The 14,563-nt window shown below is 41.0% G+C and carries 10 protein-coding genes and 1 riboswitch; of the genes, 8 read left to right on the top strand and 2 right to left on the bottom strand.

Annotated features, from left to right (window positions below):
- Nucleotides 1-194: 194 nt before the first annotated feature.
- The gene (locus D0466_RS04485) at nucleotides 195-956 is read left to right on the top strand and encodes a fumarylacetoacetate hydrolase family protein (RefSeq protein WP_117321347.1); all 762 of its coding nucleotides are present in this window, start codon (nucleotides 195-197) and stop codon (nucleotides 954-956) included.
- A gap of 259 nt (nucleotides 957-1,215) precedes the next feature.
- Nucleotides 1,216-1,956, top strand: a complete 741-nt coding sequence (locus D0466_RS04480; protein WP_117321346.1) for a cyclase family protein — start codon at nucleotides 1,216-1,218, stop codon at nucleotides 1,954-1,956.
- Nucleotides 1,957-2,746: 790 nt separating this feature from the next.
- Here D0466_RS04480 and D0466_RS04475 read toward each other — a convergent pair.
- Entirely contained in the window at nucleotides 2,747-3,970 is a 1,224-nt protein-coding gene (locus D0466_RS04475) for an MFS transporter (protein WP_158555828.1), read from the bottom strand.
- Nucleotides 3,971-4,403: 433 nt separating this feature from the next.
- Nucleotides 4,404-4,486: riboswitch (cyclic di-GMP riboswitch) on the top strand.
- Nucleotides 4,487-4,654: 168 nt separating this feature from the next.
- On the opposite strand from D0466_RS04475, the gene D0466_RS04470 reads away from it, so the two are divergent.
- The 5 genes from D0466_RS04470 (at nucleotide 4,655) to codA (ending at nucleotide 12,320) form a co-directional block, all read left to right on the top strand.
- Nucleotides 4,655-7,576: an EAL domain-containing protein gene (locus tag D0466_RS04470; protein ID WP_158555827.1), complete on the top strand. Its 2,922-nt coding sequence runs from the start codon at nucleotides 4,655-4,657 to the stop codon at nucleotides 7,574-7,576.
- A 224-nt stretch (nucleotides 7,577-7,800) separates the two neighbouring features.
- Nucleotides 7,801-7,953, top strand: coding sequence for a hypothetical protein (locus tag D0466_RS22080; RefSeq protein ID WP_158555826.1), 153 nt, complete (start codon nucleotides 7,801-7,803; stop codon nucleotides 7,951-7,953).
- A complete protein-coding gene (locus D0466_RS04465; RefSeq protein ID WP_117321343.1) occupies nucleotides 7,947-8,987 on the top strand; it encodes a sporulation protein in 1,041 nt (346 codons plus the stop codon). The genes D0466_RS22080 and D0466_RS04465 overlap by 7 nt, the downstream gene beginning before the upstream one ends.
- Nucleotides 8,988-9,786: 799 nt before the next feature.
- Entirely contained in the window at nucleotides 9,787-11,052 is a 1,266-nt protein-coding gene (gene codB / locus D0466_RS04455; protein ID WP_117321341.1) for a cytosine permease, read from the top strand.
- Nucleotides 11,053-11,054: 2 nt separating this feature from the next.
- Entirely contained in the window at nucleotides 11,055-12,320 is a 1,266-nt protein-coding gene (gene codA, locus D0466_RS04450; protein ID WP_117321340.1) for a cytosine deaminase, read from the top strand.
- A gap of 587 nt (nucleotides 12,321-12,907) precedes the next feature.
- Here the strand turns inward: codA and D0466_RS04445 are convergent.
- The gene (locus tag D0466_RS04445; RefSeq protein WP_142919891.1) at nucleotides 12,908-13,126 is read right to left on the bottom strand and encodes a hypothetical protein; all 219 of its coding nucleotides are present in this window, start codon (nucleotides 13,124-13,126) and stop codon (nucleotides 12,908-12,910) included.
- Nucleotides 13,127-13,665: 539 nt separating this feature from the next.
- Between D0466_RS04445 and D0466_RS04440 the strand changes: the two genes are divergently transcribed.
- Complete coding sequence (locus D0466_RS04440; protein ID WP_117321338.1) at nucleotides 13,666-14,160, top strand: GNAT family N-acetyltransferase; 495 nt, start codon at nucleotides 13,666-13,668, stop codon at nucleotides 14,158-14,160.
- The last annotated feature ends 403 nt before the right edge of the window (nucleotides 14,161-14,563 follow it).

The following is a 14,563-nucleotide window of genomic DNA, read 5'->3' as shown; positions in this document are numbered from 1 at the left end:
AACTTGAAAGATACTGGTCGGTCAGTATGGGATTGGTGATAAAACCAGGGCTAGCAGGCTGCAAGAGCGGTTTGAATGCAGTTACTCCGCTAAGGGAACCTATGGGTGTGGTGGTTCGCCAGTGGAAATTTTACAACATACGGAACGTCCTGAATTCAAAACAGCTAAAAAAATATATAAAGGGGATTTTGCCAATGAAATACATACGTTTTTCAAAAAATGATGAAGTGATGTACGGGATTATAGAAGGAGAAACAATTACAAGATTAAATGGCGATTTTATGTCTGGAGAAGCACAGCCGCTGGATGAGACTTTTTCTCTTGGAGATGTAAGGACGCTCCCACCCGTTATGCCCGGTCAAGTTGTCGGTATAGGACTGAATTATGCCCTTCATGCTGAGGAAACTGGGAAACCGTTACCGGAAGAGCCGATGATGTTTATGGTGTCACCGACTTCTATTATTGGAGATGGGGATAAGATAACCCTGCCAACCCTTGAACATCGCATTGACTATGAGGTGGAATTAACGATTGTCATAGGAAAACAAGCCCATAAAGTCAAGAAAGGGGATGCCCTGTCGTATGTTTTTGGATATACCATAAGCAATGATATTTCTGACAGGGACCTCCAGCAAAAAGATGGCCAATATACCAGGGCTAAGTCCTATGCCACATTTAAGCCGCTGGGCCCTGTCATTGAAACAGAGCTCGATCCGGACAATGTCCAGCTGAAAACGACTGTAAATGGAGAAGTCAGGCAGCATTCCAATACCAATGACTTAATTCATGATGTGAGAAGCATCATTGAAACGGTTACTGATGTGATGACATTGAACCCTGGGGATATCATCATCACTGGAACTCCATCCGGCGTTGGCCCGCTTCAACCTGGTGATGAAATTGTAATGGAAATACAAGGAATCGGAACGTTGAGAAATTCAGTTTCGGCAGAGTAATTCAAGAACACACAGTTTACGAGGAAACTCTAAGGAGCAACGAGAACGGGTGTGATAAACGAAATCACATAAGGGACATTCGGGGTGAAAGAAGTTCTGCAGCAGTGTTCCTGCTTCCCGCGATTGAGTTTAAGGTCCGCGGATATATCCTGGACTTCGCTGATATATTTTAAAGTTCACTGATAAATCCTTGAAATGGTATGGCATTGATGGAAAAGGAGAGGATGAAATTATTTTAATAGCTGGGAGGGGTGGCTAAATGGCCAAATTAATAGATTTGACAATGCCGATTTATGAAGGAATGCCTCAGCATCCCGCACATGGGAACACGCCACACTTTATGTCCGGGACAAGAAGCCATGATGCATGGCGCAACTTTAACAGACGAAACCATTATGATGAATCAGACCTCGTATCGTTCGAAAATGAAAATATCATCATTTGCGGACACACAGGAACTCATATGGATGCTTGCTTTCATGGTGATCCTAGTTCTGATTATTCCATTGATAAAATGCCGGTTGAGTGTGGCTTCGGGGATGCGGTTTGGCTCGATGTTTCATTCAGGTACGGACCCAAAGCGGAAGTTACCGCAAAGGATTTAAAAGATGCGGAAGAGAAGTCAGGCACAACCATTAGGCCTGGTGACATTGTGTTAATACATACCGGATGGTCGACTATAAAAGATCCGGTGAAATACGCTTTTGACCATATGGGTTTATCTATTGAAGCTGGAGAATGGCTAAGAGAAAAAAAGGTAAAGACGGTCGGGATTGATAACTGCAATGTTGACACAGCGGGGGCCCTTAACCTGCCAGTCCATATGAACTTCTTAAGACCGCGTTCACTGGGTTTAGCAAATGATGATTTCATTGCCATCATTGAAAATCTTGTCAATATTGACCGCATTCCGAAATCGCGATTCCTTTTCTCGGGTGCACCAATTCCATATCTGGGTGGTACAGGCGGACAGGTGCGTGCTTTGGGTTTTGTGGAGTGAAGCAATGAGTAAACTGCCATTATGTTAAGCGAATCATTGGAAGATACATTCCCCTACCGGTTATATATTGAGGTGAATGGTAAAATTCTAAATTATTCCTTTTAGGGACAGCATCTCGATTCAGTACGTAGCAATCTCTTGAGACAGAAGAATCCCTATCCAGCGTCCCTTCTTATAAAACAAGCATGCTGCTTCTAAGGACTATCTCTTCAGGCATTCAATGAGCAGTTCTTGTCGAGTGGCTGAACGTTACAAGCGGTTACAATCTTGACGGGATCGCGGCAAGATAAACGATGAGTGTTTGACCTTTGATATCTATCACAAGCAGCCGTAATCAAAAAGGGGTTAATTCCATGGTAAATCTGAAACCTGATATGATCATTGCTGCATGGGCATCATAATCCGACCGATATCATGAAAAGGCATGATCCAAGTCAGAATCATTCAATGAGTGAAAATCCTTGAAGAACTAAGGGTTTTCGCTCTTTTTTATTATAACGGTTTACTGCATAATTTAATGGTAAAAGGAGATTGGGTACATTATGGGTATAAAAAACTTTAATAAGGAAAAATCTCCCCTTCAGTCTTCCACCAATCTCCGAATTTCATCTGTGGCAGAGGCGGGATAAATATTGGGTACTATCTGGCTTTTATATAAAATTAAAGATTAAAGCTGAATCGTTCAATACTCTTAAAAAAAAATGGGGGTGAAACAGGCTGAGAATTAAAAAGTTATCAACCCTGCCATTTCAAGGAGAACCGATTTATAATAAACCGGGTATCAATGTTATTAAATATTCACGTTACCTTTTTCAGGTTCAATGGACATGGAAGTTTGAAGTTCAGTTTTTGTAGGAACCTTGGTGACTAAATACAGGGCTGCGGCCATCCATACAGCCGAAAGGGAAAAGATGCTTGTAAAGCCTACATAATCAATGGCTAAACCTGCCAGTGTAGGACCAATGAACTGGCCCACGGCAAAGTAAAACGTGGCGTAACTAAAGGATAAGGTCGCATAACGGGGATGGACCTGTTCCGTGCTTAAAGTTTGAACCATGGTAAATACGCCTGTATTCACGATTCCCTGGATGAGCAGGTTTACGGTAAATCCAAAGGAATTCGGCATTAGGATAGGGGCAATCGTGGATAAAAGATTAAAAGCCATAGCCAGAAGCAAGGCACTTTTCCTGCCCAGTCGATCCGAAATTCCTCCCCAGATCGGCGAGCTCAAAATCGAGAGGATGCCGCCAATCGCTATAAGCTTTCCTGCATGCTGCGCCTTCAGCCCCTCATCGAGCATAAAACTCATCATGAAAATGGACTGGGTAATATAGGTCAGTCCCACAACACCGTAGATCAACGCAACTCTTATCACATTCCGATCCGTATAAATCTGTCTTGGTAGTACTGGGGGCTCTGTCGCTGCAGTTTTCTTCATTGGAGGGTTTTTGATAATCAATAACACCATTAGGCAAACCAGGACACTAAGGATGCAAAAGATCCTCCAGGTGATCCGCCAGTCCGTTTCAGGATAAAGACTATGAAGAAATGGCACGAGTGCACCCGTAATAAATACTCCAATACCTGCCCCGCTATTGACAAAACCGATCACAAGCCCGCGCTGGGCAGGGAACCATTGGATCAGTACAGAAATGAGGGGTGTAAAGGTAAAAGCCGTTCCAATTCCCAATAGGAACATAAATATCGAACTGTATATATAGGAAGCTGTATAGGAAAGGTTCAGGAAGCCAATCGTAATCAGGGATAATCCGCAAAGTATGGCCCTTTTCTCTCCCCATTTGGTGGATACGACGCCGGCAAACATGACTGTGACCAGATAGCCCAAAGAAGTAATCGTACCAAGCAGCCCGGCCATTTTGTAGGAGATGGAAAGTCCCTCCTTCATGAATGGGAGAACAACACCGTAAGCCAGCCTTGCAAATGAAATAGCAACAAGTGAAACTAGCATGCCGGTCAAAATATAAAGATAACTGGGCTTTTGTTCTGGTACCATTTTAAATCCCCCTATGTAATAGGTAAAAACAACACCGCTTATTTCTATATTATAACCAAATTTACCCATTATTGATAGAAAATTCAAAATATATTGACCATTTCACTTGATTTATCGATTTAAATTAAATGTGTCCGCTTATATATCAGCAGGGCCATCTACTTTTTAATACATGGGAGATATAAATTTTTTCAGCGACACAAGAAGGATTATGAGAGGAAAGTATTGGGTAACAATAAAGCATGTAGGAGAAAAGCGCTAACATCCCGATCGGCTAAATCGATGCAAAATTCAGGAATTTAAGAAAAATGCAGGAGTGTCCCCGTATCAAGTTCTTTAATGATGTATTCTGAAATAATAAAGGATTATATAGACTTTAGACCCACATTTTGGTTAAATAGTCATAAGTATAGGTTATAGTAAACCCATCTTAAACCGATAAAGGCAAACTTATCGAAAGGTAAGGACGCAAAGCTTCAGACCTAAGGCTATGGCTATGGTGGCTGAGTTACCGAAAAAGGGCTTCGGAATTCATACACACAGCTCCTTTTTTAGGGCTGTGTGTTTTTTATTTTCATTACCATTGACATGTTATGAATGAAACTTTTACAAAGCGCAAGAGTTGAAATTTTAGTTCATTATCTTTCTAGTGTTAAGGACCAGGAAGGAGAAATAAAAGAAATTATGAAAAATTCCAATTTTTTTCTGGACATCTTCAGTCAACAGTCTTTTGGTCAAGCACAACTACGTGATTTACAGGTAAGTGAGCAGCAAATCCATATTTTAATAGACTTAATTCCGGAAATCATCGTTGTGAAGGATGAGAAAGGCCGCTATGTTTTAGCAAACCAAATGGCTTTAGATCTATATGAGTTAAGGGACTTAGACTATAAAGGAAAAACAGATATAGATCTTGCTATCATGAAACCTAAGTATCAAGAATCGTTCGACTATAATATAAAAACCGATGAACTGGCTTGGAGAAAAGGTTCGACTCTAACAGTTGAAAAAACGGTTGAACGACCTGATGGGGAGCAGCAGGTTTGGGAGGTCATGAAGACACCTGTATTTGATGAAGACGGAAACCGGCTTCGTTTAATTATTGTCAGCCGCAATGTCAGTGAACGAAAAAAAGCTGAAACAGAATTACAGTTGAGCGAAGAGAAGTACCGTTTGATTGCTGATAATATGAAAGATTTGATAGGTATGCTTGATGAAAACGGCAAAGTAAGATATGTATCACCTTCCTTCGCCAGGGTGTTGGGCTATGAAACAATTCAGTATGGAGAGTTTGACTTTGTCAGTATCGTGCACCGAGAGGATTTCCCTACTGTTAAAAAAATATTTCATAACATGATTTCCGAGCAAAAAGAACTGGGAAAAGCTGAGTTCAGGTGCAGGCACAGCAATGGGGAATACATATGGTTTGAAGTTAATTTCTCCAGTGTTTATGGTATCGATGGTGACGTCGACCATATCATTATTGTGGCAAGGGATATTAGTGAGAGAAAAATTTATGAAAATCATTTACAATCCATGGCCTACCAAGATTATTTGACAGGGCTGCCAAACCGGAATATGCTATATTCCCTATTCTCGGAACAACTTTCGGCTGCTTCAAGTAAAAGTCAAAGTCTAGCAGTCTTATTCCTGGACCTTGACCGGTTTAAAACAATAAATGACACTCTTGGCCATAGAACTGGAGATAAACTTTTGCAAGGGGTGTCTGAACGACTGACAAATATTATACGGAAAAATGATTTCGTCTTTCGCCAGGGCGGCGATGAATTCATTATTATTCTGACAGAAGCAAATAGGAGTATTGCATCCAAGATTGCTGCCAGGATTCTTCAAGTGCTTTCGGTACCGTTTCGTTTGAATAATCATGATGTCTTCAGTTCTACAAGTATCGGTATCAGCTTGTTCCCTGATCACGGAGAGACTGTAGAGAAATTGATACAGAATGCTGACACAGCCATGTATCAAGCTAAAAAAGCAGGCAAGAACACATTTGAATTTTTCTATTCGAAAGAACGACACTCTCTCATTGATCCTTTAACAATGGAAATGGATCTTCATAAAGCAGTCGAGCGAGATGAACTTGTGCTGCACTACCAGCCGAAAGTTAGTTTGAAATCAGGGAAAATAGTCGGAGCGGAAGCATTAATCCGCTGGTTCCATCCTCAAATAGGGATGATATCACCTGCGGAATTCATTCCGATCGCAGAAGAAACGGGTTTAATACTGCCAATCGGAGAATGGGCCCTTTACACTGCATGCAGACAGGTTAAAGAATGGATGAAAAAAGGGCTCTCAATTGTTATCTCAGTTAATATATCAACTACACAGTTCGTTCAATCCAATTTTGTCACATCGATTGAAAGGATCCTAACAGAAACCCAGGTCGAGCCCCAATGTTTGGAAATCGAAATTACAGAGAGTGTCTCGGCTGATATTGAACACACGATCACCACGTTGCACGGCCTGAAAAAATTGGGTGTCCGAATAAGCATAGATGATTTCGGGACCGGCTTCAGTTCGTTAAACTACTTGAAGCAATTCCCTGTTGACACGCTAAAGATAGACCAGTCGTTTATCCGGGAACTATACAAGAATCCGAACGATGAAACAATAGTTAAAACCATCATATCAATGGCTCATAACCTTAATCTAACTGTTGTAGCAGAAGGAATTGAAACGAAGGAACAGCTTGTGTTCCTGCAGCAGTATTTTTGTGATGAAGGGCAGGGATATTTAATAAGCAAACCCTTATCCGTCGGAGAACTTCAAGCAGCCATCGATAAAGTTGAATCCATTGTGGAGCAAAACGGGATTTCACAAGATAAGAATGAAAGACAGTGGGCCGATGAAATGCTGCGGAAAGCTCGGGAAGATTTAAACAATACGGTACGGTTACAACAGGGGATGATATTAAAATATAAAAAGATAAATAACAAGTTTATTCATACTTTATGTGATGGCGAGTTATTGTATCGGATGGGTTTCATTCCCAATGAAGTCATAGGCAAGGAGCTTTCTGAGTTTCTCCCATATGAAGTTGCAAAAGAAAAGACTGCATTTTATGAGCGGGCCTGGAATGGGGACGAGCGCGTTACGTATGAAGGAGAAATCAATGGCATTCATTACCTTGAGGTATTCAGCCAGATTAAATCCGGCGGCAAGGTAGTGGAGGTAATCGGATCATGTGTTGACATAACGGAACGGCGGAAAGTGGAAGAAGCCCTTAGACAAACGGAATATCATTATCGGCTAATCTCAGAAAATGTCACAGACTTAGTCCGCATAGTCGATAAAGATTTAAAATTGCAGTACATTTCCCCTTCGCATGAAAAAGTGCTGGGATACACTATGGAGGAACTCACTGGCAAAAGTATCGAAGATTATGTTCATCCAGTTGATTTACCAGGCCTTCAAAAGCTTAGGGAGTATATGCTGACTACCGGAAATGCCGGACATGGTCAATACAGATTGCTGCATAAAGGTGGACATTGGATTTCAATGGAAATTGGTTTAACCCCTGTGTCCCATGATGATGGAAACATTAAACACTTCGTTTCGGTTGGAAGGCCATTAAAGAAAAATTAAAAGTGCATTTAATGGTTAAAATTATATCTTAGCCTTATGGTTCCAACCCTCCATGCGAAAAGCAAGAGGGACTGGAACTTTTTTTATGATCCTCCTCATTATAATGACCTCCTTCTATTTTTTCTCCATGATTCTTATCTAGTACTTTTTCAATTTTCGAATTTCACCAAGTTTTCACCACTCTCTACTAAACTACAAACATCGAGAGCGAAAGGAGGAGAAAAATGATACCTTCTAAATTGAAAAAACCGATTGTTTGGGGTGCGGTTATCACTGCATTGGTTTTGGGAGTGTTCTTTCTGGTAGGTGGATATAATGGCCTGGCAGGCAGACTGCGGTATATAAATTTATCAGTTTATTTAGGTTTTAAATGTTAAAAGATATGGAATATAAAGAAGATGAACAAATACACCAAAATAGTAGCGAGATTGGAGTGTTCAGGTTGTTCAAGAAACTTATGGCGAAGATGGGCAAAGGTGCTGCACAAGTTGATTTACGTTTTGAAAACCGGCCTTACAAGCCGGGTGAAACTTTAAATGGGGAATTTATCATACAAGGGGGAGAGGTAACGCAGCAAATCAGCAATTTGTCAGTACGCTTCATGATGAGGGTTAACACAAGACGGGGTGAAGCTGCCTCTAGGCAAGTAGACTCTGTACCGATAAGCGGGGCATTCAGCATTGAAGCCAGACAGGAAAAACGTTTTCCCTTTCATTATACAATTCCAACTGACCTGCCTTTAACAAGAGGGTCAATCTCTTATTTTTTTGATACCTTCCTGGATATAGAAGGCGGGGTAGACCGTACAGACCTTGATTACCTGGTGCTTACCGCCCCACAACGATTGCAAACAATGTTTAATGCCCTTGACCGTTTAGGTTTCCGGGAAAAATCGACTTCAGGAAGAATCGATTCATATGGACAAGAATTTGTATTTTTCCCTGCGCAATCCTTTACAGGACAGATACACGAACTTGAAATGCGGTTTGCCAACGAGGCAGACGGAATACGTGTTTGGATGGAAGTTGATTGCCGCAATAGTTTTCAGGAAATAGAAGCAAAAACTGAATTCCTGGTACGGAATGATCTGTTGGAGGATGAACAAAAGCTTGCCGACTTCTTCAACGAACGGATTTCTGAAGTACTGGCACGCCCTGACGAATTCCGACAACCTTTTTCCTACCCATCCCATCAATTTAGAGGCGGCATGGCAAGTGGCATTGGAGGCATGGTGGGCGGACTGGCAGCGGGTGTATTAGGAGGTATGCTGCTAAGCGAAATCGTAGATGGCATTGATTTTGGCGGCATGGCCGAGGGGGCAGCGGATGCCTTTGGTGTGGAGGAGGATTTGTTTGATTCAAATGATGAGGCAGGGGACTTTGGTGATTTCTTTGATGGCGGGGAAGAGTAAAGGTTGAACTATAAGTTGATCAATTCACGTATTTAATTGTTTACCGTTTTGTATATTACTCATGCCAAATGATTGAAGAACCGTGGATTTACCGATACAACCGAATCCACGGTTCCGAGAAATACATGGGTAACACAAAATAAATCACCAAGGTTCAATATTTATGCAGATTTTTTTGCTTATAACTTTGCTTAAAAAATTGAATAGGTTAAGCAAACGCTAATGAATATAATAGACCATTTCAACAAACTGAAGGTATAGGAATGACTTAATGATTTTGCGTGAGTCCGACATGGGTTTCTTGTTCACGAATAGGGGTATTTTTTATGTTTAGGGGTAATATGGTTTTTACTTCTGAATATTCATAAATAGTAACACGTGGAAATTGAAGCCGCGCTGGAAAATATGAAATGGTATAAGAGTGTGAAGAGGAATAAGCATTTTATCCAAATTAAAAAGAAATATAGGTATCGTCCATCATGCAGGAACACAGTTTGCGTCTAGGCAGAACTCGTGGAAAAAACATGTCAGAAAATCTAACACATTTATTGAAGGGGCTATTTTAGCTTTGTACTATAAAAATATATTAAACCTTTTCTAGGGTTCCGTTTTTCATTCACTGAAAAAGCCTGGTCCGAGAAAAGTGGCAGGAATAATGCCCCACTTGGAAGGAAAAGTCCGGTGAAGAATGTAAAAATTCTTCCCGGGCTTTTTTTGGGAGGTGAAACATTCAAGAGGAAGCGATCTTAGTTTGAATCCAGAAGTCAGAATATTCAAAATAAAAACAGGGGGGATTTTTATGTCAAAAGAAAACAATGATAAGGAATTTTCCTTGCGGGCGGTTCCGACAAATCACCGTATTGGTTTCTGGAACATGATGGTCGTTATGCTGGGCTTTACATTCTTTTCAGCAAGTATGATGGGTGGAGGCACGATTGGCACCGGTCTGGACTTTACCCAATTTTTATTGGTTGTGATGGCCGGAAATCTGCTCCTCGGACTTTATACAGGTGCCTTGGCCTACGCAGCGTCCAAAACGGGATTATCTACACATTTATTAACGAAATATGCTTTTGGTGAAAAAGGCTCTTATTTAGCATCATTCCTGCTGAGTATAACGCAAATCGGGTGGTTCGGAGTAGGGGTGGCCATGTTCGCATTACCCGTGCAGAAGGTGACTGGAATCGATACTTATATATTGATCATTTTAGCTGGGATACTAATGTCGTCCTCAGCCTATTTTGGAATGAAGTCACTCGCTGTCATCAGTTTTATTTCGGTTCCGCTCATCGTCATTTTAGGAAGTTTTTCTGTTTTTAAAGCTACACAGACAGTTGGAGGCGTAGACGGGATTCTATCATATTCGCCCACTGAATCAATTGGATTGGCAGCAGCCTTATCTATATGCATAGGCTCATTTATCAGTGGAGGGACGCTGACTGCTGACTTTACGAGATTTGCAAGAACAAAACGGAGTGCAGTTATCACCACTGTCATCGCATTCTTTCTTGGCAATTCTTTGATGTTTCTTTTCGGGGCGGTCGGAGCGATTTCTACTGGGGTAGCTGATGTATCCGAAGTCATGTTTTTACAAGGCTTGATATTGCCGGCGATCATTGTTTTGGGTTTGAACATATGGACTACTAACGATAACGCCCTATATGCCTCAGGACTTGGCATTTCCAATATTACAAAAATAAAGAAAAGCAAAGTTGTCATATTTAACGGTATTTTGGGTACTGTCATGGCGCTTTGGCTATATAACAATTTCGTTGGTTTCCTAAATTTCCTTAACCTGACGCTTCCACCGATCGGTGCGATATTGTTGGCAGATTTCTTCCTTCTAAACCGTGGTAAATATAAGGAATTCGAGAAGATGACATTTAAGTCAGTGAATTGGCTCGCCATTATAGCGTGGATCATCGGGGTGATTGGAGCTAAATTTATACCAGGTGTCCCTTCCGTTAATGCCGTTATTGGTTCAGCAGGATTTTATCTGATTGCTTCAATGATCCAAAGAAAACTTGCTTCCACAATAGAAACGGAAACAAAGGAGGCAATATGAGTATGATTATCAAAAATGCAAGCCTTAGAAATAAGAAAGGAACCTGGGACCTTGAGATTGTTGATGGGAAAATCGAACGCATCGGCAAAAATCTGGACAGCGAAGCAAAAGAAGCTTTAGATATTAAGGGTTCATTGGTCCTCCCCCCATTCATCGAACCGCATATTCATCTGGACAGTGCCTTAACAGCAGGAGAACCAGAATGGAACAATAGCGGTACATTATTGGAAGGCATCCAAAGATGGTCGCAGCGTAAACGATCACTCTCTGCAGAAGATGTAAAATCCCGGGCAAAAAAGGCTCTTCAGTGGCAGCTTGCACAGGGTATACAATATATTCGGACACACATAGACGTAACCGACCCAAAGCTTACTGCATTGAAGGCTATGCTTGAAGTGAAGGAAGAAATGGCACCTTATATTGATTTGCAAATCGTCGCGTTCCCCCAGGAAGGCATACTATCATTTTCAGGCGGCCAGGAGTTACTCGAGGAGTCGCTCCGGCTGGGAGCTGATGTTGTCGGCGGCATTCCTCATTATGAATTAACTAGAGAAGATGGAGTAGAATCGGTGAAAATTGTTTTTGAACTGGCACAAAAATATGACCGGCTAGTGGATATACACTGCGATGAAACAGATGATGGCCATTCACGCTTCATTGAAACAGTTGCTGCACAAGCCTATCGAACGGGCATGGGGAGCCGGGTCACAGCCAGTCATACCACTGCGATGCATTCTTATAACGATGCATATGCCAACAAGCTATTTAGGCTTTTAAAGCTGGCTGATATTAATTTTATTGCTAATCCATTAGTGAATATACATCTACAGGGACGCTTCGATTCCTATCCTAAACGCAGGGGTATTACACGTGTAAAGGAACTTCTGGCAGCTAATTTGAATGTATGCTTTGGGCAGGATGATATTTTAGATCCATGGTATCCATTGGGAACCGGAAACATGTTGCAGGTGTTGCATATGGGTATTCATATATGTCAGCTGCTGGGCTATGAAGAGATTGTTAATTCGATAGACCTTATCACTTCCAATAGTGCAAGGACTTTGAATGTGCAGAACGTGTATGGAGTGGAAGAAGGAAAATCTGCGAACTTTATTGTAATCGACGCAGCTGACGAATATGACATGATCCGCAGGCAGCCAGCCATTCTCTATTCAGTTCGCAACGGGAGAATTATTTCAAAAACAAAGCCAAGTGAAATGCATGTGGATGCAGGAAGTGGGTTTAAAGAAGTTGATCTTAAAAAGTAAGAATAGAAAGGATCAAGAGCGATTATCTTCCCGGATAATCGCATTTTACTGTAAAAAACATGCTCTTTTAAGATTGGTTCATGAGCAAGCCTCATGTTGTAAAGCGCAATGGGCAATGAATGAAGAGGTGAGAAGGTGAAGAAAGATCATATATTTCCTAAAAATTCTACAACAAAAAAGGCTTCAATTTCGAAGCCCTTGAAAAGACAGAATATATTAAATTGTTGCCGCGAATGGGTGAATATAGATGGGATCCCCCTCACAACAATAGGTTTAATTTGAGGATTAGCAGTGGGTCGGCTTTATTCAATGTGTCAGCTGCTATGCCTGACATCATATTTGTTTAAATCACCTATAATCCATTTAGTGAGCAAGAATGGACTGGCATGTAATTGAGCCATTTAGGGAAAAGCTCATCTAAATTACTAAGAGCGGTAAAACCTTTTATGCAAAACAGATTCTTCCAAGCTAAAGTTCCGTGTACTGGTATGCACTGGCGTTCGTGCGATACACAGGTGGAAGGTCTGGATATTCGGTTTTTGTTGTGCCTTTGTTAATCCCCCCCTTTCTATTGTTGGAATGTACAATCAATCACCCGGACCAATAAAATCTAAGCTAGACGGAGAATAAACCTCACATGTTCCTTTCTTGTCCTCTGCACTGATTCGGATTGGACCACCCTCACCCTTTGCATTCACGGTTTGACTCATCATGTCACGCATTTTCTGATCCCGAGCCATTCGTAACTGTGGTTCTTCAGTTTGCTCCTGGATTCTTTGCAGCTCCGGCATCCTCGCTTTTCGCATCTGGCTAAATACGGTGAACAACTGTGTCCTGTTCTCTAGACGGATGTTTGAAACAAACATAACTTGTCACTACCTTTCCGGAAAGTTAGGGTTGTCCCTGTGACATTATTTTTCTACACTACACAAGCGTATCCCTTCCCTTTAGACCGAACAAATACCGTCAGGTTTTTTACTAATAGGGGGGATTATTGTTTCTTTTGAGGGTTTACGAGTTTTTTCAGCATCACAATAGCAGGATTGCCGATGTATCGTGCAAAAAATAATCAGAATTTTTTGTGTAACATTTAAATGGAAAAGGAGAGCCGACCTTTCCATAACGGTGATGAATAAGATTTTTTAGCATACAAAAACTACATTTGTTCCATCATTTTATACAGGAGGGAGGAATAAATGTATGAAAGCTTTTTTTCGCCATTCATTATTATTGATATTATTGTTAAGTCTAATCGGATGTAATGGCACAGATATCTCCCACCAATAGTAAAGCAATACATAACCCCAGACACACATTAGTTGAAATATTTTGAAGGAAGTGTTTTATGACACTAGGCCCTGTTATAAAAGAATATTCAAGTGAATACCAAACCGAAGTAGTGGATTTAATCCTTGAGATCCAGCAAGAAGAATACAATGTACCGATAACGAAGGACGATCAGCCCGATTTATTTGAGATAGAAGACTTTTATCAAACTGGGAAGGGGAATTTCTGGGTAGCACTTTACAACGGGAAAGTAGTAGGTACCATCAGTCTTTTGGACATTGGAGACAGCCATGTTGCCTTAAGAAAGCTGTTTGTAAAGAAAGAATTCAGGGGATCGACGTATAATACGGCGAATCTTTTATTGAATCGTGCCATCGAATGGGCAAGGGAACAGTCAATAAAAGCCATATATCTGGGAACAACACCTCAATTTGTTGCTGCGCACCGGTTCTATGAGAAGAATGGGTTTGAAAACATAGATGTCGAGGAGCTGCCGGACAGTTTCCCAATACTCAAAGTTGATAAAAAGTTTTATAAATATGTTGTTCGATAACAGGAAAAGCCGCCTGATTGCAAAAATATTCTCAGCATCTGGCATAGTAAGAATTAAAAGGATGAGATCATGCCAAACTTCACGGTATATATTGAATTTGTAAATCAAAAACGTAAGAATTTCAAGTAGAGTCTGTCTCTGAGGAGAAAGTCAGAGATCAATTACTAAGTCAAGGAAGTTAGGTTAATTTTAAGGGAGTCGCGATTAACCTGGAGAATGTAATCTGGATGGATATCAAGGAAGAGACTCAGACATCCTAAGTTACGGGTGTCTTTTTATTTTGTGGAATACTTGTGGTTATTTCGCTCATGAACAGTCCTCTCTTGAGACCAATTAGAGAAGGGGGGCATAAATGCCACCCCCCAAATACGTGTTTTTCAAAATCAGGCACCAATATACTAGC

Origin of the sequence: Peribacillus glennii (assembly GCF_003429105.1) — a bacterium.
Taxonomy (GTDB): Bacteria; Bacillota; Bacilli; order Bacillales; family DSM-1321; genus Peribacillus; species Peribacillus glennii.
The sequence above is the reverse complement of the archived record's forward strand: the minus strand, read 5'-3'. Positions and strand labels throughout refer to the sequence as shown.

What these genes read in the sequence shown, in the direction of transcription:
- D0466_RS04485 (WP_117321347.1), top strand. Translation starts at nt 195, where the DNA reads ATGAAATACATACGTTTTTCAAAAAATGATGAAGTGATGTACGGGATT.
- D0466_RS04480 (WP_117321346.1), top strand. Translation starts at nt 1,216, where the DNA reads ATGGCCAAATTAATAGATTTGACAATGCCGATTTATGAAGGAATGCCT.
- D0466_RS04475 (WP_158555828.1), bottom strand. Translation starts at nt 3,970, where the DNA reads ATGGTACCAGAACAAAAGCCCAGTTATCTTTATATTTTGACCGGCATG.
- D0466_RS04470 (WP_158555827.1), top strand. Translation starts at nt 4,655, where the DNA reads ATGAAAAATTCCAATTTTTTTCTGGACATCTTCAGTCAACAGTCTTTT.
- D0466_RS22080 (WP_158555826.1), top strand. Translation starts at nt 7,801, where the DNA reads ATGATACCTTCTAAATTGAAAAAACCGATTGTTTGGGGTGCGGTTATC.
- D0466_RS04465 (WP_117321343.1), top strand. Translation starts at nt 7,947, where the DNA reads ATGTTAAAAGATATGGAATATAAAGAAGATGAACAAATACACCAAAAT.
- codB (WP_117321341.1), top strand. Translation starts at nt 9,787, where the DNA reads ATGTCAAAAGAAAACAATGATAAGGAATTTTCCTTGCGGGCGGTTCCG.
- codA (WP_117321340.1), top strand. Translation starts at nt 11,055, where the DNA reads ATGATTATCAAAAATGCAAGCCTTAGAAATAAGAAAGGAACCTGGGAC.
- D0466_RS04445 (WP_142919891.1), bottom strand. Translation starts at nt 13,126, where the DNA reads ATGCGAAAAGCGAGGATGCCGGAGCTGCAAAGAATCCAGGAGCAAACT.
- D0466_RS04440 (WP_117321338.1), top strand. Translation starts at nt 13,666, where the DNA reads ATGACACTAGGCCCTGTTATAAAAGAATATTCAAGTGAATACCAAACC.